The organism is Streptomyces sp. NPDC088745 (assembly GCF_044751045.1).
Classification (GTDB): Bacteria; Actinomycetota; Actinomycetes; order Streptomycetales; family Streptomycetaceae; genus Streptomyces; species Streptomyces cremeus.
Map to the genome: position 1 here is coordinate 160,182 of NZ_JBIVLB010000002.1, position 21,648 is coordinate 181,829.

19 protein-coding genes are annotated in these 21,648 nt (G+C 73.8%); 11 read left to right on the forward strand and 8 right to left on the reverse strand.

Going from position 1 to position 21,648, the window contains the following annotated elements; translation table 11 throughout:
- Positions 1 to 68 precede the first annotated feature (68 nt).
- Positions 69 to 320 (forward strand): hypothetical protein, encoded by a 252-nt coding sequence (locus ACIP93_RS05315; RefSeq protein ID WP_345228432.1) that lies wholly within the window; start codon positions 69 to 71, stop codon positions 318 to 320.
- A gap of 27 nt (positions 321 to 347) precedes the next feature.
- Here the strand turns inward: ACIP93_RS05315 and ACIP93_RS05320 are convergent, their stop codons facing one another.
- Positions 348 to 1,562 (reverse strand): Ig-like domain-containing protein, encoded by a 1,215-nt coding sequence (locus ACIP93_RS05320; RefSeq protein WP_401755942.1) that lies wholly within the window; start codon positions 1,560 to 1,562, stop codon positions 348 to 350.
- 285 nt (positions 1,563 to 1,847) lie between these two features.
- Here ACIP93_RS05320 and ACIP93_RS05325 point away from each other — a divergent pair, with 285 nt between their 5' ends.
- The 8 genes from ACIP93_RS05325 (at position 1,848) to ACIP93_RS05360 (ending at position 9,980) form a co-directional block, all read left to right on the forward strand.
- Complete coding sequence (locus ACIP93_RS05325; protein ID WP_401755945.1) at positions 1,848 to 3,071, forward strand: lipid II:glycine glycyltransferase FemX; 1,224 nt, start codon at positions 1,848 to 1,850, stop codon at positions 3,069 to 3,071.
- Positions 2,996 to 4,789: a murein biosynthesis integral membrane protein MurJ gene (murJ, locus tag ACIP93_RS05330; RefSeq protein WP_401755948.1), complete on the forward strand. Its 1,794-nt coding sequence runs from the start codon at positions 2,996 to 2,998 to the stop codon at positions 4,787 to 4,789. Before ACIP93_RS05325 ends, murJ begins: the two co-directional genes overlap by 76 nt.
- 64 nt (positions 4,790 to 4,853) lie before the next feature.
- The gene (locus ACIP93_RS05335) at positions 4,854 to 5,537 is read left to right on the forward strand and encodes a response regulator transcription factor (RefSeq protein WP_345229144.1); all 684 of its coding nucleotides are present in this window, start codon (positions 4,854 to 4,856) and stop codon (positions 5,535 to 5,537) included.
- Complete coding sequence (locus ACIP93_RS05340; RefSeq protein ID WP_345228435.1) at positions 5,534 to 7,027, forward strand: HAMP domain-containing sensor histidine kinase; 1,494 nt, start codon at positions 5,534 to 5,536, stop codon at positions 7,025 to 7,027. The genes ACIP93_RS05335 and ACIP93_RS05340 overlap by 4 nt, the downstream gene beginning before the upstream one ends.
- Complete coding sequence (locus ACIP93_RS05345) at positions 7,024 to 7,587, forward strand: hypothetical protein (RefSeq protein WP_345228436.1); 564 nt, start codon at positions 7,024 to 7,026, stop codon at positions 7,585 to 7,587. The genes ACIP93_RS05340 and ACIP93_RS05345 overlap by 4 nt, the downstream gene beginning before the upstream one ends.
- A gap of 44 nt (positions 7,588 to 7,631) precedes the next feature.
- A complete protein-coding gene (locus ACIP93_RS05350) occupies positions 7,632 to 8,360 on the forward strand; it encodes a helix-turn-helix domain-containing protein (protein WP_345228437.1) in 729 nt (242 codons plus the stop codon).
- A 10-nt stretch (positions 8,361 to 8,370) separates the two neighbouring features.
- Positions 8,371 to 8,637, forward strand: coding sequence for a hypothetical protein (locus ACIP93_RS05355; protein ID WP_345228438.1), 267 nt, complete (start codon positions 8,371 to 8,373; stop codon positions 8,635 to 8,637).
- Positions 8,638 to 8,825: 188 nt separating this feature from the next.
- A complete protein-coding gene (locus ACIP93_RS05360) occupies positions 8,826 to 9,980 on the forward strand; it encodes an NlpC/P60 family protein (RefSeq protein WP_380837177.1) in 1,155 nt (384 codons plus the stop codon).
- An 18-nt stretch (positions 9,981 to 9,998) separates the two neighbouring features.
- On the opposite strand, the gene ACIP93_RS05365 is transcribed toward ACIP93_RS05360, so the two are convergent.
- The 5 genes from ACIP93_RS05365 to ACIP93_RS05385 are packed head-to-tail and all read right to left on the reverse strand — an operon-like array spanning position 9,999 to position 15,718.
- On the reverse strand, positions 9,999 to 11,270 hold the full coding sequence (locus ACIP93_RS05365; protein WP_345228439.1) for a styrene monooxygenase/indole monooxygenase family protein: 1,272 nt from the start codon (positions 11,268 to 11,270) through the stop codon (positions 9,999 to 10,001).
- Positions 11,271 to 11,303: 33 nt separating this feature from the next.
- Positions 11,304 to 11,939 carry an ATP/GTP-binding protein gene (locus ACIP93_RS05370; protein ID WP_345228440.1) on the reverse strand — a complete coding sequence of 212 codons (636 nt, stop codon included), beginning with the start codon at positions 11,937 to 11,939 and terminating at the stop codon, positions 11,304 to 11,306.
- Positions 11,920 to 12,333 (reverse strand): DUF742 domain-containing protein, encoded by a 414-nt coding sequence (locus tag ACIP93_RS05375; RefSeq protein WP_345228441.1) that lies wholly within the window; start codon positions 12,331 to 12,333, stop codon positions 11,920 to 11,922. The genes ACIP93_RS05370 and ACIP93_RS05375 overlap by 20 nt, the downstream gene beginning before the upstream one ends.
- On the reverse strand, positions 12,330 to 12,812 hold the full coding sequence (locus ACIP93_RS05380) for a roadblock/LC7 domain-containing protein (RefSeq protein ID WP_401755956.1): 483 nt from the start codon (positions 12,810 to 12,812) through the stop codon (positions 12,330 to 12,332). The genes ACIP93_RS05375 and ACIP93_RS05380 overlap by 4 nt, the downstream gene beginning before the upstream one ends.
- Positions 12,809 to 15,718, reverse strand: a complete 2,910-nt coding sequence (locus ACIP93_RS05385) for a nitrate- and nitrite sensing domain-containing protein (RefSeq protein ID WP_401755959.1) — start codon at positions 15,716 to 15,718, stop codon at positions 12,809 to 12,811. The genes ACIP93_RS05380 and ACIP93_RS05385 overlap by 4 nt, the downstream gene beginning before the upstream one ends.
- Positions 15,719 to 16,098: 380 nt before the next feature.
- Between ACIP93_RS05385 and ACIP93_RS05390 the strand changes: the two genes are divergently transcribed.
- Positions 16,099 to 16,890 (forward strand): hypothetical protein, encoded by a 792-nt coding sequence (locus ACIP93_RS05390; protein WP_401755962.1) that lies wholly within the window; start codon positions 16,099 to 16,101, stop codon positions 16,888 to 16,890.
- A 48-nt stretch (positions 16,891 to 16,938) separates the two neighbouring features.
- On the opposite strand, the gene ACIP93_RS05395 is transcribed toward ACIP93_RS05390, so the two are convergent.
- Positions 16,939 to 17,370 carry a MarR family transcriptional regulator gene (locus ACIP93_RS05395; protein ID WP_345228445.1) on the reverse strand — a complete coding sequence of 144 codons (432 nt, stop codon included), beginning with the start codon at positions 17,368 to 17,370 and terminating at the stop codon, positions 16,939 to 16,941.
- Positions 17,371 to 17,544: 174 nt separating this feature from the next.
- Complete coding sequence (locus ACIP93_RS05400) at positions 17,545 to 20,436, reverse strand: M4 family metallopeptidase (protein WP_401755965.1); 2,892 nt, start codon at positions 20,434 to 20,436, stop codon at positions 17,545 to 17,547.
- 98 nt (positions 20,437 to 20,534) lie between these two features.
- On the opposite strand from ACIP93_RS05400, the gene ACIP93_RS05405 reads away from it, so the two are divergent.
- Positions 20,535 to 21,545 (forward strand): helix-turn-helix domain-containing protein, encoded by a 1,011-nt coding sequence (locus tag ACIP93_RS05405; RefSeq protein WP_401755968.1) that lies wholly within the window; start codon positions 20,535 to 20,537, stop codon positions 21,543 to 21,545.
- Positions 21,546 to 21,648: the final 103 nt, after the last annotated feature.

Here is a 21,648-nt window from a genome sequence, read left to right on the forward strand (position 1 = left end):
CCCCCTCACCCTCTGGGACCGTCGGGGTGCGGCCCCCTCGCGGCGGGGCCAGAGGGACGGTGAGGCCGGTGTCGGGGATCTGGATCGCAGTGCTCGCGGCAGTGCTCGTGCTGGCCGTGAACGCCGTCGTCAAGAGGCTCCGCAGGAGGCGCGCCCTGTACCCCGACGGCGCGCCCCGCGCGGCGAGTTGGGCCGCGGGCGGCGCGGTCCTGGGCACCGCGGCCTGGCAGCCCGGTCAGGACGACGACCGCGACAAGCACAGCTCCACCTCCTGCGGCGGCTGCGGTGGCGGCTGCGGCGGGTGCGGGTGCGGCGGCTGAGCCCGGCGGGCCGGGCCCCGTCCCCGCTCAGCGCAGGGCGCTCCTGCTCCGCCAGTCGGGCCAGGACAGATTCCACTGGCCGAAGCCGTTGTTCGGGGCGACCGTGCCCTTGGTGTCCTTGCCGGTGATCTCGAAGGGGTCGCCCGGGCGGACCTGGGCGTAGAACCAGGACGCGTCGGCGTCGCTCATGCCGATGCAGCCGGAGCTCTGGTTGGAGTTGCCGAAGAAGCGGGTGTTCCAGGGCGCGGCGTGGGCGTACATGCCCGACCAGGTCAGGCGCATCGAGTAGGCGACGTCCTTGTCGTAGGCGTTCCCGAGGCCCACTGTCTCGGAGTTCATGTTGATCGTGCCCTCCTTCGCCATCAGGACGGCCGTCCCCCGCCAGGAGCGTTTGTCGCCGCCGGGGGTGCCGCCGGAGACGGGGATGCGGCGGACCGTCGCGCCGTCGCGCAGCAGGGTCAGGTGGTGGGCGTCGAGGTCGACCTTCACGATCTGCCGGGGGCCGATGGTGAAGGAGGTGGTGTAGTCGCGGACGAACCAGCGGTCCTCGGAGGAGGCGGTGCCGTTCAGTTCGGCGGTCACCGTGACCCGGGTGCCCGGTTTCCAGTAGTCCTTGGGCCGCCAGTCGACGCGGTCGTTGCCCGCGTAGTCCCGCAGCCAGCCCCAGGAGCCCTCGGTGGGGTTCGAGGTGGTGATCTTCAACTGCTTCTCGACCTCGGCGCGGTTCCTGACCGGGTGGTCGAAGACCAGGGAGACGGGCTGGGCGACGCCGACGGTGGTGCCGGCGCCCGGCCGCCAGTCGACCTTGTTGACCTTGGCGGCGGGGGCCGTGGTGAAGAAGGAGCGGTTGGTGGTGGCGGTGCCGCCCCGGGTGCGGGTCTCGGCCGTCACCGCGTACGCCGTGCCCGGGGCGGCCTTGCGGGACGAGGTCCAGGTGCGGCCGTCGGGGGCGGCCCTGCCCGGGAGGCCGCCTCCCCTGGCGTCGGTCACCGTCACCGAGGTGAGGCGGCCGCCGGACGCGGTGACGTGCACCGGCTGCCCCGCCAGGACCTGCTTGCCGGTGGGGGTGACCTGCACCGTGACGGGTCCTTCGGCGTTCTTCGCGGGAGCGCCCTCGCCCGTGCCGGCCGCCGCCGGGGCCGGTGCGGGGTCCGAGGTGCAGGCGGCCGACAGCGGTACGAGCAGGGCTGCGGCGAGGACGGTGCGTATCGGGTGGTGGGCGCGGACGCGGGTGCGGGGCAACGGGACCTCCGGGGCGGTAAGGGCGGGCGCGGAAGTCGGCAAGTACGCCGAAGGCCGCCCGAGTTGTGACTCTAGGACCGCACAAGGGCAGGTCAGCGGCGTCGGAGCCATGTGACGGCGACTGGTGAGGAACGGTCATGGTCCGGTCACATTCGCCGTACGGAGCGGTCATGGCCGGCTGTGAGCATCTGCGGCGACCCCGCGGAGAGCCCGGGGAGAAGCCCCGCCGCGCCGGACCCGGGGGAAGACCCCGCGCCGGGCCGGGGAGATGGAGAGGCCAAGACCGTGACAGCGCTGCTCGTTCCGCCCTCGTCCTCGTCGTCCGCCCCGGAGGCTCCCCGCCAGGGGTCCCCGGGCGGGGACGCGCTCGTCCTGGGGCCGGTCACCGCCGGGGCCTACCGGGCCTTCCTCGCCTCCCGGGGTGGCAGCGCCCTCGGGGCGTCGTTCCTCCAGTGCCCGTCCTGGGCGGACGTCAAGGACGGCTGGCGTTCCCTGCTGCTCGGGTGGGGGCCCGGTCCGGAGGCGGGGCGGCTGACCGGGGTGGCGCTGGTGCTGCTGCGGCAACTGCCCGGCACGCGCAAGTACTTCGCGTACCTCCCGGAAGGGCCGGTCGTCGACTGGGCGGACCCGGACGTCGACCGCTGGCTCGACCCCCTGCTGGAGCACCTGCGCACCGCCGGCGCGTTCGCCGTGCGCATCGGGCCCTCCCCCGCCTACCGGCGCTGGGACGCCGCCCTGCTGAAGTCGGCCGCCGGCCCTGGCCGGCGCCTCGGCGACGTGCTGGCCAGCGAGGTCGATCCGCTCGGCGCGGCGGTGGGCGAACGGTTGCGCGCCCGGGGCTGGCAGCGCTGCGGCGACGACTCCCGGGGCGGCGACGGGGACGCCCAGCCGCGGCACGTCTTCCGGGTGCCGCTCGCCGGACGCAGCACCGAGGACCTGTGGGCCGGGCTCAACCAGGAGTGGCGGCGCAACGTGCGGCGGGCCCGCAAGGAGGGCGTGGAGGTGGTGGTGGGCAGCGCGGCCGAACTGCCCGAGTTCCACCGCCTGCTGCGCGTCACCGAGGAACGGGACGGGTTCCGGCTGGGCCGGCCCGCCTCGTACTACGAGCGGCAGTTCGCGGCGCTCAACGCCGAGGAGCCGGGCCGGATGAAGCTGTACCTGGCCCGGCACCGGGGGGAGATCCTCGCCGCGCACACGCTGATCACCGCAGGACGCAGGACCTGGTACCAGACCGGCGCCTCCGCCGACCACCGCCGCGAGGTGCGCCCGTCCAACGCCCTCCAGTGGCACCTGCTGCTGGACGCCCACGCGACCGGCGCCGACGTGTACGACATGCGCGGGGTACCCTCCACTCTCGACCCAGGCGAACGTTCGTACGGCCTCCTGCGGTGGAAGCTCGGCACCGGAGGACAGGTCGTCGAGGCGTTGGGGGAATGGGAGAAGGCCTTGGGCGGCACGACCAACCGGACGCTGCACCGCGCCTTCCAGGCGTACCTGAACCGCCGGTGAGCACCTCCGCGCACCAGGCGCTTCCCCCCGAGGCCGCCCCGGAGGCCGCCGCCGCACAGGCCGGCCGCCGGCCCGCGCCCGCCGGGCCCGCCGCCCCCGGGCCGCGCTCCCCCGCGCCGGCGTCCACCGCCCGCAGCAGCGCCGTGATGGCGGCGGGCTCCCTGGTGTCCCGGGCCACCGGCTTCGTGCGGTCCGCCGTGATCGCCGCCGCGATCGGCACCATCGGGGCCGTCCCCGACGGCTACGCGGTCGGCAACGCGCTGCCCACCATCGTCTACATGCTGCTGCTCGGCGGCGCGCTGAACGCCGTCTTCGTGCCGGAGCTGGTCAGGGCCGCGAAGGAGCACGCCGACGGCGGGGCCGCGTACACCGACCGGCTCATCACGCTCTGCGTCCTGGCCCTGCTGGTGATCACCGCGGGCGGGGTGTGGGCGGCGCCCGCGATCATCGGCGTCTACACCGACTACACCGGCGAGCAGGCGACGATGACGACCGCCTTCGCCCGCTACTGCCTGCCGCAGATCTTCTTCCTGGGCGTCTTCACGCTGCTGGGGCAGGTGCTCAACGCGCGCGGCCGGTTCGGCGCGATGATGTGGGCGCCGGTCCTGAACAACGTCGTCGTCATCGGGGTGTTCGGCCTGTTCCTGGGCCTGTCGCTGGACGGCTCCGGCACCCTCACCCCGTCCGGGACCGCGCTGCTGGGCTGGGGCACCACCGCCGGGATCGCCGTCCAGGCCCTCGCGCTGCTGCCCGCGCTGCGCGCCGCCCGGTTCCGCTGGCGGCCCCGGTTCGACTGGCGGGGCAGCGGGCTGACCCGCCCGCTGCGCGCGGCGGGCTGGCTGGTGCTGCTCGTCCTGGCCAACCAGGCCGCGTTCTGGGTCACCACCCGGCTCGCCACCACCGCGGGCCTCGAAGGCGGCCCGGGGTACGGCGCGTACAACAACGCCTACGTCCTGTGGGTCGTCCCGCACGGCATCGTGACGGTCTCCCTGCTGACCGCGCTGATGCCGCGGATGAGCGCGGCGGCCGCCGACCGGGACCACGCGGCGCTGCGGCGGGACGTCTCGCACGCGCTGCGGTCCTCCTTTGCCGTCGTCGTCCCGGCGGCCTGCGCGCTGTTCGCCCTCGCGCAGCCGATCATGTCGCTGGTCTACGGCCACGGCAGGACGAGCGCGGACGACACCGCCGCCATGGCCGCGATCCTGATGGCGTTCGCGCCCGGACTCCTCGCCATGTCGGGGCAGTACGTGCTGTCGCGGACCTTCTACGCGCTCGGCGACACCCGGACGCCGTTCCTGCTCAACCTGGTGATCGTGGTCCTCAACGCGAGTCTGTCCTTCACCGCGTCCCAGGTGCTGCCCGCCCGCTGGGCGGTCACCGGGATGGCGGCGGCGTACTCCCTCGCCCTGTTCGTGGGCTGGCTGGTGACGGGGCTGGTACTGAGCCGTCGCCTCGGCACGGCCGGGGCGTGGCGCTCGACTGCCGCCGGGGCGTGCGCGCGGCTGCTGGCCGCCGCCGTGCCCGCCACCGCGCTGGCGTACCTCACGACGGTCCGGGCGGGCCCGGCGGGCGCCGCGGTCGCGAGCGCCGCCGGCGCCGCCGTCGTCGTGCTCGTCTTCGCGCTGCTGGCCAGGCCGTTGCGGCTGACCGAGCTCGACTCCCTGCTGGCCGGTGCACGCCGTCGGGCGGTTCCGCGCCGCCGCCGCACCCGGCGCTGACGCCCCGGAGAACCCTGAGAACCCGGAGAACCCGGAGAACCCCGAGAACACGGAGAACCCGCCGATGCCCCGCGTACTGCTCATCGAGGACGACCCCGCCGTGCGGGAGGGCGTCGAACTCGGCCTGCGCCGCCGCGGCCACGACGTACGGTCGGCCGCCACCGGGGAGGCCGGGCTCGCCGCGCTGGCCGACTTCCGCCCCGACCTGCTGCTGCTCGACCTGATGCTGCCCGGCATGAACGGCGTCCAGGTCTGCCGCCGGGTCCGCCAGGACAGCCAGCTGCCCATCATCATGCTCACCGCGCGCGGCGACGACTTCGACATGATCGTGGGCCTGGAGGCCGGGGCCGACGACTACATCGTCAAGCCCGCCCGCCCGGACGTGATCGAGGCCCGCATCCGGGCCGTCCTGCGCCGCATCGAGGTCAACGTCACCGACCGGCCGGCCGTCGAGACCCACGGCGACCTCACCGTCGACCGGGCCGGGCTGACCGTCACCAAGGCCGGGCAGCGGATCGCGCTGGCCCCCTCCGAGCTGAAGCTCCTGCTGCACCTGACGGCCGCCCCCGACCAGGTCTTCAGCCGCCAGCAACTCCTGGAGCACGTCTGGGAGCACAGCTACCACGCCGACGCGCGCCTGGTCGACGCGTGCGTGCGCCGCCTGCGCCACAAGATCGAGGACGACAGCGGCGCACCCCGTTACGTCCAGACCCTGCGCGGTTTCGGCTACCGCTTCGGGCCGCTGTGAGCGGCAGACCCCGGGTGCGCCGCCGCGGGGAACCCGCCCGCCGGGTGCGGGCGTTCGGCCTGCGCACCCGGCTGGTACTGGCGTTCCTGCTGGTCGCGGCCGTGAGTGCGGGGACCACGGCCGCCCTGACCTACCGGGAGGCGCGGACCGCCCTGCTGAAGACCGCGCAGGACACGGCCGTCGCCTCGTTCCGCGAGCAGGTCACGCTGAGCGGCTTCTACGTCCCGACCCAGGCCGGGAACCTGGAGTCGAACCTGCGCGACATCGCCCGCCGGGGCAAGCCGCGTCCCTGGATCGTCTTCGCCGAGTACGGCACGCTCCGCGCCTCCTCCGGCACCAGCCCCGTCTCCGGCGTCATCACCCCCGGGCTGCGCCGGGCCGCCCTCGCCAACCCGCGCGGCAGCTTCGAACGGGTCGTCAAGGACGGGGTGCCGTACCTGACCATCGCCATGCCGACCGTCTTCAGGACCGGCCCGGAGCGGGCACTGCCCACCGGACTGGTCGTGTACGCGGTGATGCGGATGAGCGACGAGCAGATCAACGTGGAGGCCCTCCTGGCCGCCGCCCGCGACGGCGCCCTGCCGGGCCTGGCCGTCGCCCTGCTGCCCGGACTGCTGGCCGCCCGCAGCGTGCTGCGCCCGGTGCGCGAGCTGCACCGGGGCGCCCTCGGCATGGGCAGCGGCAAGCTCGACACCCGTATCGAGGTGCGCGGCAGGGACGAACTGGCCGACCTCGCCCACACCTTCAACGAATCCGCCGCCAACCTGGAGCACTCGGTGCGGGAACTGCGCCGGGCCGAGGCCCGCGCCCGCAGATTCGCCTCCGACGTCTCGCACGAGCTGCGCACCCCGCTCGCCGGAATGCTCGCGGTGACCGAGGTCCTCGACGAGGACGCCGACCACCTGGACAGCGACACCGCCAGGGCGGTGCGGCTGATCAGCGCCGAGACCGGGAAGCTCGCCGTCCTGGTGGAGGACCTGATCGAGATCTCCCGCTTCGACGCGCGCGCCGCCGAGCTGAACACCGACGAACTCGACGCGGCCGAGGCCGTCCGCAAGTCGCTGGCCAACCGGCACTGGACGGACGCCCGGATCCACGCCGAACTGCCCGCGGGCATCCGGGTGCGGCTCGACCCGCGCCGCTTCGACGTCGTCGTCGCCAACCTCGTCGGCAACGCGCTGCGGCACGGCGCCGCGCCCGTCACCGTACGGCTGCGCAGCGAGACGGGCTCCGACGGGACGCCGGTGCTGGTCACCGAGGTTGCCGACAGCGGTCCCGGCATCGACGCGGACGTGCTGCCGCACATCTTCGACCGCTTCTACAAGGCGGACGCCGCCCGGACCCGTTCGGCGGGCAGCGGGCTGGGGCTGGCGATCGCCGTGGAGAACGTCCGGCTGCACGGCGGAAAGATCCGCGCGGGCAACCGGCCGGAGGGGGGCGCCGTCTTCACCGTGGAGATACCGCTGTTCACGGAGGGGGACCCGGCATGAGCCACGGACGCGGACGCCGCTGGGCCCGGGCCGCGGGGCCGCTGGCCGCCCTGGTGCTCACCGGGTGCGGCATCCGGGAGACCGACGTCATCGAGGCGGGCGGACCGGCCACCGTGGACTACCTCTCCGACGCGAGCGTCGACGCGCTGCTGTTCTTCCGGCTGCCGCACGGCGCGCTGGCTCCCGCGGCCCGCCCCCTGGGGACGCACGCGGACGCCGACAACGGCTTCAGATCCCGTCCCGCGTCGACGGAGCGGGTGATGTCCGCGCTGCTCGGCGGCCCGTCGAAGGCCGAGCGGGCGGCCGGCCTCGGCACGGCCCTGCCCCGGACCGCCGGCCGCGTCGAACTCCGTGAGAGCGCCACCTCCGACGAGATCGCGCTGACGCTCCCCTTCTCGCCCGCCGGGCTCGACGGGACGGCACTGCGCCAGTTGATCTGCACGGCCGCCTACAGCCGGGACCGGGCGGGCCTGGCCACCGTGCGGCTGACCGGCCCGGACGGCGTCTCCGAAACCGGCGCCTGCGGCCTGGGACTGCCGGCGGGCGACCGGGACGGCTGAGGAATCCGCCCGCGGCCCGCGGGCGGCCGATTACGCTTCCCGGCATGACCACCGCCGCGTCCAGCCCCGCCTACCGCCGCCTCAGCGTCGAACAGCGCCGTCTCCAGCTCATCGACGCGGCACTGTCCCTGTTCGCCCACCGCGCCCCCGAGGACGTCTCCCTCGACGACGTGGCCGAGGCCGCCGGGGTGTCGCGGCCGCTGGTCTACCGCTACTTCCCCGGCGGGAAGGTCCAGTTGTACGAGGTGGCGCTCGGCTCGGCGGCCGACGAGCTCAAACTGTGCTTCGCCGAACCGCAGACCGGCCCGCTCACCCGCCGCCTGGCCAGCGCCCTCGACCGCTACCTGGGCTTCGTGGACACCCACGACACCGGGTTCAGCGCCCTCCTGCAGGGCGGCAGCGTCGTCGAGACCTCCCGCACCTCCGCCACCGTCGACGGGGTGCGCCGCGAGGCCGCCGAGCAGATCCTGCTGCACCTGGGCGTCACCGACACCGCGGGCCCCCGGCTGCGGATGACGGTGCGCACCTGGATCTCCGCCGTCGAGGCCGCCTCGCTGATCTGGCTCGACGAGGGCAAGCAGCCGCCGCTGCCCGAGCTGCGGGACTGGATGGTCGACCACTTCGTCGCCCTGCTCGCCGTCACCGCCGCCACCGACCCCCAGACCGCGGACGTCACCCGTGCGGCCCTCGCCCTGGAGTCCTCCGACGGGGCGGCCGGGGTGCTGGCCCGCCGGGTGGCACCGGTGCTCTCCGGAGCCGTCCACCTGCTGTGACACTGGTGGGGTGAGAAGCGAGAAGACCCCCTTCGTCGGCGGCCCCCTGGACGGGCAGGCCCTCGACGTCCTGACCGGCCCCACCGGCAACCCGCCCAAGTGGTACGAGGTGCCGGTGCCGTCCGAGGACGGCCCGCCCACGGTGCACGCGTACGAGCGGCAGGCCGCCGGGTACGGCAAGCGGCTCGGCCTCCAGCGGGGCTGGAAGTACGTGTACGTCCCCGAGGGGCGCGCCCCCTGGTCGCCGAAGTGGCCGTGGACCAAGCCCGCGCCCTGAGTCCGGCGCGTCCGGTACGCCGGGCACGTCCGGCGCGTCCAGCCGCCACGCCGACGGCGGCCGGACTTCGCCCGGTACGAGTGACCGCGCTGCGCCGCGGGGCCCACCCGCCGGGTCGACCGGGGTGAGACGGCGCACCATCGCCTGGAGCCGGGTCGACCTCCCGGCTGCGTACCGGAGGTGATGGTGTGTCGAGGATCGCGACCGCGGTGGCACTGGCAGTGGCGACGACGGTACTGGCGACGACCGGGAGCGCCCTGGCCGCACCCGGCGACCCCGGGGGTGTCGGGCAGCTCCTCACCGACCTCCAGCGGCTCTACCGGCAGGCCGAGGAGGCGTCCGAGGCCTTCAACGCCACGGAGGAGAAGCTCGGACTCCGGAAGGCGGAACTGGCCCGCGTGACGAAGGAGTTGGGTACGGTACGGGCCGGTCTGGCCGACGGCAGGCGGGCCGCCGGGATGCTCGCCCGGGAGCAGTACAAGGGGCGCGGCGACCACGCGTACTCCTCCTTCGTCCACCTCCTGACCTCCTCCGACCCCGAGCACGCGCTCATGCGGGGGCACGCCCTGCGCAGGGCGGCGGCGTCCCGGGCGGTGAAGGTGGCGCGGCTGCAGAGCGACGAGAAGCGCGCCGACGACCTGGCCACGAGGGCACGGGCCGCGCTGGACGCCCAGCAGACCCTGGCCGCGCGGCAGAAGAAGGAGCGGGACACCGTGCGGGCCCGGCTCAAGCAGGTCGAGGCCCTCCTCGCGGACCTCACCGCCGACGACCTCGCCTCGCTGGCCGCGCTGGAGAACCGTACGACCGAACGGGCCCAGCGGGCCCTCATCGGGTCCGGGGCCCTCGGCCCCGGCGGGGTGCGGGCCTCGCGCACCCCCTCGCGGGAGGGGGCCCGGGCGCTCGACTACGCCGTCCGGCAGCTCGGGAAGCCGTACGTGTGGGGCGCGGAGGGGCCGGCCTCCTTCGACTGCTCCGGGCTCACCCAGCAGGCGTGGGCGGCGGCGGGGCGGACCATCCCGCGCACCAGCCAGGACCAGTGGAAGCACCTGCCGCGCGTCCCGCTGTCCGCGCTGCGCCCCGGCGACCTGGTGGTCTACTTCCCGAAGGCCACCCATGTGGCGATCTACCTCGGCAACGGGCAGGTCGTACAGGCCCCGCGGCCCGGTGCGCACGTGAAGGTGTCGCCGATCGCCTCGAACCCGGTCCTGGGGGCGGTCCGCCCCGACCCGGCGCTCGCCTCCCTCCCCTCCTACACCCCGCCGGACCTGCCGGCGGGACACACGGTGGAGGGAAACGAATCGGACGCCGGGTACTCGGCGGCGCACGCACCGGACGCACGGTGAAGCGCGCCCCGTGAATGCTCAGCCGGAGACCGACGCCAGATACGCGTTCGTCTTCTCCGGCTCGTAGAAGAAGTTCTCGAAGTCGGACGGGTCGTTGAAGCCGTTGGCGAAGCGGTCGGCGACGGGCTGGAGCTGTCCGGCCGCGCCGATGAGGTTCAGGACGTGCTCCGGCGGGACGCCCAGCATGGCGTTGGTCCACTTGGTGACGTGCTGGGCGGTGTCCCAGTAGCGGTCGAAGGTCTGCTGCATCCAGGTCTCGTCGAACTCCGCCTCGCCGTGGGCGACGATCGAGTCGAGGTAGGCGGCGGCGCACTTGGACGCCGAGTTGGAGCCCTGGCCGGTGATCGGGTCGTTGGCGACGACGACGTCCGCGACGCCCAGGACCGCGCCGCCGCCGGGGAGGCGGCCGACCGGGTGGCGGACGGTGGGCGCGTAGCGGCCGGCGAGGGTGCCGTTGGCGTCGGTCAGCTCGACCTTGGTGGCGCGGGCGTACTCCCAGGGCAGGAACTTCTCCATCAGCTCCAGGGTGAGGGAGAGGTGGTCGGCCGGGTCCTTGACGCCCTTGAAGGCGTCGACCGGGCCGCCGGGGACGCCCTCCCAGAAGAGGATGTCGGCGCGGCCCGAGACGGTCAGGGTCGGCATGACGAAGAGCTCGCCGACGCCGGGGACCAGGTTGCAGCGCACCGCGTCGAACTCGGGGTGCTCGGGGCGCGGGCCCAGGCCGTGCACGTAGGCGACGGCCAGCGCGCGCTGCGGGGCGTCGTACGGGGAGCGGGAGGCGTCGCGGCCGAAGAGCTGGACCAGTTCGCCCTTGCCCGCAGCCACCAGGACCAGGTCGTACGTACGGGAGAAGAAGTCCAGGTCGGAGACGGCGGCGCCGTGGATGACGAGCTGCCCGCCGCGCTGGGCGAAGGTGTCCATCCAGCCGGCCATCTTCACGCGCTGGTCGACGGACTGGGCGTATCCGTCGAGCTTGCCCACCCAGTCGACGGCCCGGGTGGGGTATCCCCTGCTCGAACGCAGCTGAGAGCTCGGGGAACCGTCGGGGGCGGCGACGGAGACGCCGAGGCCCTCGATGCGGGGGGCCTGGGACTCCCAGAAGTTGAGCCGGAGGTCGCGCTCGTGCGTCAGGGCGGTGTGGAACATGCACTGCGTCGACATGACCTTGCCGGAGCGGATCTCGTCGGAGGTCCGGTTCGACATCAGGGTGACTTCGTAGCCCTTCGCCTGGAGGCCGAGGGCGAGTTGGAGACCGGACTGGCCGGCGCCGACTATGAGGATCTTCCGCATGGGGTGGGTGGCTCTCTCAAGAAGAAGCTGGAATTAGGCGGGGGTGGCGTCGAGGGCGTGGCCGACCAGGCCGAGGAGGGTCTCCACGACCGAGACCCGGCTGCGGGCGTCCATCACCAGGACGGGCACGTGCGGGGGCACGCTGAGCGCCTCCCGGACGTCCTCACTCGCGTAGCGGTCGGTGCCCTCGAAGTGGTTGACGGCCACGAGGTAGGGAAGGCCGCAGCTCTCGAAGTAGTCGAGCGCGGGGAAGCAGTCGGTGAGGCGGCGGGTGTCGGCGAGCACGACGGCGCCGATCGCGCCGCGCGCCAGGTCGTCCCACATGAACCAGAACCGCTGCTGGCCGGGCGTGCCGAACACGTACAGGACGAGGTCGTCGTCGAGGGTGACGCGGCCGAAGTCCATGGCGACCGTGGTGGTCGTCTTGTCCGGGGTGCCGGACAGGTCGTCGGTGTCCTCGCTCGCGGTCGTCATGACCGCCTCGGTCTTCAGGGGGGTGATCTCGGAGACCGAGCCGACGAAGGTGGTCTTGCCCACGCCGAAGCCGCCCGCGACCACGACCTTCACGGCGGTGGGGGCCCGGGTGCGGTCCAACTGCCACGCGGGCACGGCGGGTTCGGCAGCGGGCTGCTCGGTGACGATTGGTGCCTCAGAGGCGACGGAGCCCATCCAGGACCCTTTCCAGCAGTGCGCGATCGGGGCGTCCGGCTCCGTGGCCGGTTCCGTACACGCGGATCTTTCCCTGGTCGGCCAGGTCGCTGAGCAGGACCCGGACCACACCCAGCGGCATCTTCAGCAGGGCGGCGATCTCCGCGACGGTCCGCATCCGGCGGCAGAGCTCCACGATCGCCTGCATCTCGGGGCCGACCCGGCCCGTCGAGCGGCGTCCCAGCAGCTCCGGCCTCTGCGGGGGTGCTTCGAGGGCCGCCACGAAGGTCTCCACCAGGAGCGCGTGCGTGAAGCGCGTCCGGCCCCCGGTCAGGGAGTACGGGCGCACGCGCGCGGGACGGCGGCCCTCGCCGCGTATCGGAAGCCGGTGCGCGGGCGCTGCGGGTTTGCTCATCGGTCGGCACTCTCCAGCGACTGGCGCAGCTCGCTGCGGAGTTCGGGGGTCAGGACGTGTCCGGCACGGCCCACGAAGAGCGCCATGTGGTACGCGACGACGCCCATGTCGCAGTCGGGCGCCGCGTGCACGCCGAGCAGCGAGCCGTCGCTGATCGACATCACGAACAGGCTGCCGTACTCCATGGCGACCATCGTCTGCTTGACGCCGCCGCCCTCCATCAGGCCGGCCGCCCCGACGGTGAGGGAGCCCAGGCCGGAGACGATGGTGGCGAGGTCCGCGGTGGAGCCCTTGGGGCTGACCAGGCGCGGCGTGGTGTCCGGGAGCATGTGGTCGGGGTCCGAGGACAGCAGGAGCAGTCCGTCGGAGGACACGACGGCGACCGAGACGAGGCCGGGCACCTCCTCGACCAGATTGCTCAACAGCCAGTGCAGATTACGGGCTTCGGTGCTCAGCCCGTATGTGATCGGCGCGGTCAACTGCGTGCCTCCTCGACGGTGTCCCCCTCGGTGTCGGTCTGGTCGTGCCCGGTGGTCCGGTGGTCGGTCGCGGACCGGGCGTGGGGTTCCCCGGGTGCCCCGCCTACCCCTTGCGTCCCGTTGTTATCACTGTTGGCGATCTCCGCCTCGACGTCGCGCCGGCCGCTGAGCGCGCCGCGCTGGAATCCGCCCAGGCGACGGCGCAGGGCCTCGGCGTCGACGCCGCCGGCGCGCGGGGGCGCGGCGGGGGTCGTCGGCTTGACGAACTTGGGGGTGCGCTTGGGGAGGCCCTTGGCGGTCAGGGGCGACGGGGCGGGCTCCGCCTCGGAACGCGGCTGTGACTGCGGCCCGGGCTCCGGGGCGGGGCCGGGCAGGCGGAACTCACGGGTGGGCTGGTCCTGCTCGGGGGTTTCCCCGACGGCCTGCGGCTCGGGCTCCGCGGGCTCGGACTCGGGCTCGGGCTCCGCGGCCTCGGGCTCCGCGGCTTCCGCCTCTTCGGGCTCGCGCTCCTCGGGCTCGGCCTGCGCGTCCTGGACGGCCTTCTCCGCGACGGCTATCAGCGGGTCCTGGTCCGGGGCGCGCCCGGCGTCCCGGCCGGGCAGGACGTTGGAGTTGGCCTCGGCGACGGAACCCGGCAGCGCGTGCGGGGTCTCGGTCCCGGCCGGCACGGCGGGCGGTCCCGCCGGGAGGAGCGCCCTGGGCAGGACGACGACGGCGGTGACGCCGCCCCGGTCCTGCGCGCGGACCTCGATGCGGACGCCGTGCCGGGCCGCGAGCAGGGCGGCGACCTGGAGGCCGAGGCCGTCGCTGTCGTCGTGCGGGGTGTACGTCGCCGGGTCGGCGAGGCGGTCGTTGAGGTCGGCGAGGCGCTCGGGCGTCATGCCGATGCCCTCGTCCTGCACGGAGAGCATGACCTCGCCGCTCTCCAGCAGCCAGCCGGAGAGCTTGACGTGGGCGGCGGGCGGCGAGAACGAGGTGCCGTTCTCCAGGAGTTCGGCGAGGAGGTGGCTGAGGTCGTCGGCGACGTACCCGGCGACCTGGGCGTGCGGCGGCAGGGCCTGGAGGGTGACCCGCTCGTACCGCTCGATCTCGCTGATCGCGGCGCGCAGCACGTCCACGAGCGGCACGGGCCCGGTGTGGGCGACGCCGTGGTCGGTGCCCGCGAGGACCAGGAGGTTCTCGCCGTGGCGGCGTATCACGGTCGCCATGTGGTCGAGCTTGAAGAGGGTGGCGAGGCGGTCGGGGTCCTGCTCGCGCTCCTCCAGGGTCTCGATCACGGCGAGCTGGCGTTCGACGATGCCGAGCGTGCGCAGCGAGAGCTTGACGAACGAGGAGTGGACGGTGGAGCGCAGCTCGTCCAGGCGTGCGGTGGTGTCCTGGGCCCGGGCCAGCAGCTCGGCCTGTTCGGCGGCGAGCCGGCTGTTCTCCACGGCGAGGGTGCGGCGCTGGGCGTCGAGGGACTCGCGCTGGCCGATCAGGTGGCCGCGGTCGCCCGCGAGTTCCTCGGTGCGGGCGGCCAGCTCCACGTACTTGCCGTGCAGGGTGTTGAGGGACCGGACGGCCTGGGCGAACTCGTCGTTGCGGCCGGTGTAGCGCACCGGCTCCTCGGACCGGGGGTCGCCGGCCAGCCGGGCCGCGCCGAGCCGCAGCACCGCGAGGGGCTGGGTGAGGGTGCGGGCGACGGCGGTGGAGACGCCGACGGCCAGCAGGAAGAGGGCGGCGAGCAGTCCGACCCGCCACTCCATGGCGCTGACGTCGTCGTCGCGCAGGGCGGCGAGGTTCCCGGCCTGCGCGGAGGCCAGGGCCGCCTCGGCGCCGCGCATCCGGTCGACACGGGCCGTGAGCGCGGCCCCGACCTGCTCGGCGCCGAGCCTGCGGTCGGCGGCGGAGAAGGTGGGCTCGTCGGTGAGGGCCTTGAGGTAGCGCTCGGCGGCGGTGACCTCGGGCCCGGTGACGGTGGCGGACACCGAGTCGCGGTCCTCGGCGGGCGCGGCCAGCGCGAAGTCGGCGAGGGCGGCCTGCTCGCGGTGGCGGGCCTGCTGGGCGGCGGCGGAGAGCCCGTCGCGCGTCCGCTTGGCGTCACTGCTCTCCGCCCGCACCGGGAGCCCGGTGACGGGGTCCACCGTGCCGGCGCCCTCACCGCGCGGCACGGAGAGGGCGGCGAGGAGGAGACCGCGGGTGGCGGCGGCCTGCTCGACGGCGTTGCCCAGGGCGGCCGGGGCGGTGCCGGAGCCGCCCGCGCGGGGCGGGGTCCGGCGTGCCAGGTCGCGGGCGAGGGAGCGCAGCTCGTCGAGGGCGGCGGTGTAGGAGCGGTGCAGCGCGAGCGGCGCCACCGCGGGGTCCGCGGCGTCCGCCCGCAGGCCGGAGACCTTGCCGAGGGCGGCGCGCAGGCTCGCGGGGAGCTCGGTGCCGGCCGCGCCCAGCGCGGTGATCTCGGCGACTTGGCGGTCGACGCGGGAGGTGTTCGCACCGGCCGCGCCGGCCTTGTCGCGGCTCTTCGCGCCCCGGGCGGCCTTGCGGGCGGTGACGTCGTCGCGCTCGTCGGCCAGGGAGTGGGCGAGGGCGACGGTCTGCTTGTTGAGCTCGGCGAGGTCGAGGAGGCGCTGGGTACTGGTCAGCTCGTCGGAGGCGGTGAGCAGGGACGGGGCCCCGGCCGCGAGGACGAGGACCCCGACGGCGGCGACGGAGGCGACCAGGCGGTTGCGGACCCGCTTGGCCCGGCCCTTCTTGCCGACGGGGGCGGGCCCGGCGTCGGCACCGGAGCCGGGGCCGACGGGACCGGACTGCGGGGAGCCGTACTCCGGCGAACCGGGCGCGCCCGTGTCCCCGGCAGGGTTCGTCCGGCTCTTCCCGGTCCCGCTCCTGCTGCCGCCCCGAGGCCGCCTGTTCTGCACCGGTGCTCGCATCCTTGCTTTCGTCCGCCCAGTTTCATCGCCCAGCTGGCCGAGGTGACGACTGGTACCTCCGGTACGCACGGACCGAGCACCTTCCACCCCGGTGGGAGCCTTCGACCCTTCCAGCGCCCCGGGGAGGGAGGCGTGCAACATCCACCCCGCCACCCGAACGAGTGAACAACACTCGGGAGTTGGCAAACAACTCCGGTCACGGTCCGTCAGGCGGCACTCCCGTGCGCCGGTTGGAAGTTCGGTGCGGGCTTTGGCAGGATGCGCCCCCACAGCTTCCCGGAATGGATCATTCCGGCCCAATTGCCACAGGGCGCCCGGCTGGTATGGGCCATTTCGGACCCACGGACGGCGGCCCGGCGCCGTCCGGCAGACTGGCCGCCATGCGCATCGATCTCTCCACCGCCGCCGGCGCCCCCGAACGCCCCAACGAGGACTGGGCATCCGTGGCGCTGCCTGCGGGCGGAGCGGGCGGAGCGGCGGGCGGCAGCGGGGTGGTCGTCGTCCTGGACGGGGTGACGCCGCCACCGAGCGAAACGGGTTGCGTGCACTCGGTGCCGTGGTTCACCGCGCGACTGGGCGGCTCCCTGATCGAATTGTCCGGTTCCCGCCCGGAATTGCCCCTGTGTGACGTCCTCGCCGGGGCCATCGCCCGCACGGCGGACGCCCACCGCGCCACCTGTGACCTTTCTCACGTGCGGACGCCTCAGGCGACGGTGGTCGTGGTGCGTTGGGGGGCGGACCGGGTGGAGCACCTGGTCCTCTCCGACTCGGTGCTGCTCCTGGAGTCCCCGGCCGGGGAGGTCCGGGCGGTGCTGGACGACCGTCTGGACCGCGTCCCGCGCGAGGCGCTGCGCTCCCACGTGGCGACGGACGCGTACCGCAACGCGGAGGGCGGCTTCTTCACAGCGGCGGCGGACCCCTCGGTGGCGGCCAGGGCGGTGACGGGCTCCTCGCCCAGGGACTCGGTGCGTTCGCTCGCGGCGCTGACGGACGGGGCGTCCCGCTGGGTGGACCTGTTCGGGGCGGGGTCCTGGGCGGACTGCCTGTCCGTGCTCCGCAAGGAGGGCGCGGACGCGCTGATCGCACGCGTACGGGAACGGGAGCTCTCCTCGGCGGCGCCGGCCCGCGGCAAACGCCACGACGACGCGACCGTCGCCTTCGCCGAGCTCTAGAACCCGGGGGCCGGGAGCGGCGGCCCCGGCGGAACAGCGGCCCCCGCCCTACTCCCCCGCCCGCGTGTTGAGCTGGTGCAGCAGCCGCGCCAGCTCCGCCACCTCCCGCCGGTCCCACGAGGCCAGTTTCTGGACGTAACTCGCCCGCCGCGCGTCCCGCACCCGCCGGAACCGCTCCCGGCCCTCGGGCGTGAGCAGGATCAGCGAGGCCCGTCCGTCCGCGGGGTCGGGCTCGCGGACCACCAGCCCCAGCTCCTCCAGGGCCCGCAGTTGCCGGCTCATCGTCGCCTTCCCGACTCCGAACCACGCCGCCAGCTCCGTCGCCCGCTGCCGGTCCGCCTCGTCCAGCCGTACGAGCAGCCCGTACGCCGCGGGTTCCAGCTCGGGGTGGACCTCCCGGGCCATGTCCCCCGACGAGGCCCGCGCCCGGCGCAGGAAGAGCGCCAGCTCCCGCTCCAGCGCGAGGAATTCCTGATCCACCCGTACGTTCCCTTCGTCGGCCACACCGTCGTCGCAGTTCAGCCAGTATTTCGCAGAAGGGGGCAGCGGAAGGACCCCCGGCGCACGGGCGCCGGGGGTCCGGTTCACTGGGCCGGGCGGTCACACCCGGGGGTCGTGCCCGGGAAGCGGTCCCGGGTCACGCGGGGCAGCCGGTCAGCAGCGTCCCGCCGGGCGGTCCCGCACCACCAGGTCCGTGTTGCTGGTCGTGCCGTCGATCCACACCACGCGCCTGCCGGTGTCGGCCGACGCGTAGGACTGGTCGCCGCGGTTGCAGGAGACGCGCTCGCCGGCCCGGACGCCCGCGGCGTCGAACTGCCACAGCTTGGGCAGCGTCTCGTTGCGGTACTGCGTGTCGGGCAGTGCGGCGGTGACCGTCACGGCCTCCTCGGAGGCGGTCAGGTCCGAGGCGAACAGCCCCTTGCCGCCCGCCTCCGGGCTGAGGTCGATCAGCTTGGTGCCGTCGAGGTTGGCACGGCGCACGGCCGTCCGGCCGCCGTCCGTGGCGTTCTCGTCGACCAGCCAGGAGACGTGCGTCGTGGACAGACCGGTCTGGCCCAGACTCTCCACGGTCCCCGTCTGCGGCAGGATGCTCGTCCTGCCGGTCCTGGTGTCGAGGAGCTCGACGTCCAGCTTGTACTCGCCGGCCACCGGCCACAGCTTGGCGTAGGCGACCTTGCCGTTCTTCACGGCGGGCAGCGCCGAGCTGAGGTGGTAGCGGCCGCCGTCGACGTACGCCTGCTGGCCCGTCTTCAGGTTCTTGTACGCGGCGTGGCGTCCGCCGAAGGGGTCGTTCTCCTCCCAGACGGCCAGGTCGCCGTCGACGCGCAGGCCCTGGAGCCCGGTGGTGGAGGACCACACCTTCTTGATCGGGCCGCCCGCGACCGGACGCAGCAGGACGTCGATGCTGTCGGTGCCGAAGGCCGCCCAGACGACGTTCTTGCCGTCGGTCGCCGGGTAGACGTGAAAGCGGCCGTCGTTCGGGCTGACCAGCTTGGGCGAGCCCTTGCCGTCGGTGCGTCCCGTGTAGACGGAGTACGGCTCGGAGCCGTCGTCGTTCGACTTGGAGACGGCGTACTGGCCGCCGCCCGCGCCCGCCCCGCTGCCCGCGGTGTTGAGCTTGCCGAGCAGCGTGTCGCTGTCCATGCCCAGCGCGTCCTCCCAGCCCGGGACGATGCCGTGGGCGTTGAAGGAACGCGTGATGACCTTCTGGTCCTTCGCCGAGGCCTTCAGGTCCTTCGCGGCCGCGAGGACCGCGTTGCGGCCCTCGGTGAAGCCGTCCAGGGGGGTCAGGTACTCGGCGAGCGCCTTGTGGACGATGCGGTCGGCGAGGTCCTTGTCGATGTCCTGGCGGATGTCCCACAGGGCGCCGGAGAAGATCGTCGAGTTGAGGTGCACACCGCCGTTGTCCACGCCGTAGGAGACGCCGAGGAAGTCCTTGGAGGTGGTGCGGCCGTCGTTGAGGTCGCGCAGCGCGCACTCGCCCTTGGGCAGGGTGCGGCAGAGGTCCTCGCCGAGGAGGCCCGAGTCCGGGTCGTCCATCGAGGTGCCGGAGGTGTCGGTGTCGATGGCGTTGCCGAAGTAGTCGGCGATGCCCTCGTTCAGCGCGCCGGACTGGCCGACGTACACCAGGTTGGCGGTGTTCTCGACGACGCCGTGCGTCATCTCGTGGCCGACCACGTCGACGTCGGAGGCCAGCGGCCTGTACTCGTCGTCGCCGACGCCGTAGACCATCTTCGTGCCGTCCCAGAAGGCGTTGACCCACGGCTGGCCGCCGTTCGTCACGCCCACCAGGGAGTTGATGGCCATGCCGCGGCCGTCGAGGCTGTCGCGGCCGTGCTTGCCCTTGTAGTAGTCGTAGACCTGGGTGGCGGCCCACTGGGCGTCGACGGCGCCCGCGTCGGTGGCCTCCTTGCCGAAGTCCTGGACCGGCGAGCCGAACACCTTGATGCCCGAGGGCCACTTGCCGGCCGCGTCGTTCGCCTCCACGCCGCGGGCGTCCCAGGTGGAGATCGGGTTCTTGGAGCCGTCCCGCATGCGGACGTAGTCGCTGAGCGTGTACTCCTTGCGCGACGCGTCGTGGTACAGGTTCAGGTCGACCTTGGTGCCGTCGGTCTTGACGCCGGTGCCGGTGGCGTCGGCGGGACCGAACGCCTTCTCGCCGGCGGCCTTCGCGGCGGCGCCCTTCGGGGCCGCGCCCTTGGCCTGCTGGGTGCCGAAGGTCTTGATCGAGCTGTACTGGAGGACCGGGAAGCCCGCCCTGGCGTCGATGTAGACCTGGCGCAGCACGGCTTCGCCGGTCACCGGGTCGTTGCCCTTGACGGTGACCTGGCGGGTCAGCACGCCCTTGCCCTGCGGGAGGACGACGAGTCTGCCCGCGGTGCCGGTGAGGGCGCCGGCGGCGGCGGTCTTCTCGCCCTTCGTCTGCGGCGTGTCCTTCCTGCCGAGGTTCTTGCCGCTCAGCTCCCGGGTCACGGCGGCCACCGCGCGCTGCACGGCGGTCTTCTCGGAGACCGTGGCGGCGGTGCCGGTGGCGAGCTCGGTGAAGTACTTGCCGGAGGTGCCGACGACGTTGCGCTTGCCGCCCTTGTTCTCCATGCGGACGACGTACTGGCCGCCGAGGACGTCGAGGCCCTTGTACTTCTGCTGGAGGCGTACGGTCTCGGTGCCGCCCTCGGCCCGGGCGGAGACCGCCTTCAGGTCGCCCTCGGGGTTCGTGATGCGGTAGCGGCTCTTCTTCTCGGCGAGGTGCCCGACGGCGGCGTCGGCGGCGCTGCCGGTGGCCTTCGCGGGCTCGTTGATGCCGTCGACCAGGGCCGGGGTCGCGGTGTCCGTTCCCGGGATCACCTCGGCGGCCGGGGCCGCCGGGGCGGCCTGGGCGGCGGGCACGACGCCCGCGAGCAGGGCGGCCGCGGTGAACGCCGCGGCGACCCCCTTGGATATTCCGGCACTTGTGATGCCGGGTCTTGCTGCACGCACTCGGGTCCTGTGCTGCACGCTTCCCCTCCCACGGTACGGACGAGCTTCGAACGGTCCGGGCACCGCCATGCAAGTCGCCGTGCGCTCAACTCGGCAATGTTTCCCGTGTGTTCAGATGTGGACACGCACACTTGTGTGCATGGTGTGTCCACGAAAGAATTCGGCCCATGATCGAGGGGGAAGAACTGCACAGCCTCGGCCTGGGGGAGGTCGAGGGACGCGTCTACGCGGCCCTGCTGAGGGAACGGGCCCATTCCACCGTTGAGTTGGCGAACCTGCTGGACCTTCCGTACTTCCGGATCGACGAGGCACTGACCAGCCTCGAAGGCTCCGGGTTCGCGGTCCGCGGGGCCGACGGGGCACCCCGCCCCGCCGCACCGGCCGCCGCCATCCGCACACTCATCCATCGCCGTCAAGCGGAACTCCACATCCGGTCAGCGGAGCTGGAGCAACTGATGATGTCCGCGGACCGGATAGCGGGACGCCTCACGGCGGGCTCGCCGGGCGCCTCCGAGGGCGGCATCGAGGTCATCACCGGACAGCGGCAGATCGGGGAGCGCGCGGAGTCGCTGCTCGCCTCGGCCGAGCAGGAGGTGGTGATCCTGGACCGGCCGCCGTACGCGAAGGCCGACGTCGGCCGTCCCGGGCGGCCGCCCGCCCTGGACATCGAGGCCCTGCTCGACCGGGGCGTCTCGGTGCGGGCCGTCATCGACCGGGAGGGCCTGGGGTTTCCGGGCCGGATGCGGTCCCTGACGGCGCTGGCGGCGCGGGGACTGCGGGCCCGGGTCACCTCGGGGGTGCCGACCAAGCTGATCGGCGTCGACCGCCGGATCACCCTCCTGCCGCCCTCGGAGTCGGCGGACCCGCGGGCCTCGGCGCTGGTCGTGGGGGACTCGTTGTTGCGCAACGCGCTGCTGCCGCTGTTCGAGACGGTGTGGGACCGTTCGATCCCGTTGGGCAGCAGCGGGGCGGCGGCGGCCTCGGACGCCGTCTCCCGTCAGCAGCGGGAGCTGCTGGGCCTGTTGGCGGCCGGGCTCAAGGACGAGGCGATAGCCCGGCGGCTCGGGGTACATGTCCACACCGCGCGTCGGCGCATCACCCGGCTGCTGGAGGCCCTGGACGCGGAGACCCGTTTCCAGGCCGGCGCCCAGGCCGCCACCCGCGGCTGGCTGGCCTGAGCGGGGCGAGGGCGGCCTGGACGAGGGGCGGGAGCCGCACCGACGGCGGCGGCCGGGGTTTCCGCTTCCCCGGCTTTCCCGGCTTCCCCGGCCCCCGGGCCAC

What these genes read in the sequence shown, in the direction of transcription:
- murJ (WP_401755948.1), top strand. Translation starts at nt 2,996, where the DNA reads ATGGGAGAAGGCCTTGGGCGGCACGACCAACCGGACGCTGCACCGCGC.
- ACIP93_RS05335 (WP_345229144.1), top strand. Translation starts at nt 4,854, where the DNA reads ATGCCCCGCGTACTGCTCATCGAGGACGACCCCGCCGTGCGGGAGGGC.
- ACIP93_RS05345 (WP_345228436.1), top strand. Translation starts at nt 7,024, where the DNA reads ATGAGCCACGGACGCGGACGCCGCTGGGCCCGGGCCGCGGGGCCGCTG.
- ACIP93_RS05350 (WP_345228437.1), top strand. Translation starts at nt 7,632, where the DNA reads ATGACCACCGCCGCGTCCAGCCCCGCCTACCGCCGCCTCAGCGTCGAA.
- ACIP93_RS05365 (WP_345228439.1), bottom strand. Translation starts at nt 11,270, where the DNA reads ATGCGGAAGATCCTCATAGTCGGCGCCGGCCAGTCCGGTCTCCAACTC.
- ACIP93_RS05370 (WP_345228440.1), bottom strand. Translation starts at nt 11,939, where the DNA reads ATGGGCTCCGTCGCCTCTGAGGCACCAATCGTCACCGAGCAGCCCGCT.
- ACIP93_RS05375 (WP_345228441.1), bottom strand. Translation starts at nt 12,333, where the DNA reads ATGAGCAAACCCGCAGCGCCCGCGCACCGGCTTCCGATACGCGGCGAG.
- ACIP93_RS05385 (WP_401755959.1), bottom strand. Translation starts at nt 15,718, where the DNA reads ATGCGAGCACCGGTGCAGAACAGGCGGCCTCGGGGCGGCAGCAGGAGC.
- ACIP93_RS05390 (WP_401755962.1), top strand. Translation starts at nt 16,099, where the DNA reads ATGCGCATCGATCTCTCCACCGCCGCCGGCGCCCCCGAACGCCCCAAC.
- ACIP93_RS05400 (WP_401755965.1), bottom strand. Translation starts at nt 20,436, where the DNA reads ATGGCGGTGCCCGGACCGTTCGAAGCTCGTCCGTACCGTGGGAGGGGA.
- ACIP93_RS05405 (WP_401755968.1), top strand. Translation starts at nt 20,535, where the DNA reads ATGATCGAGGGGGAAGAACTGCACAGCCTCGGCCTGGGGGAGGTCGAG.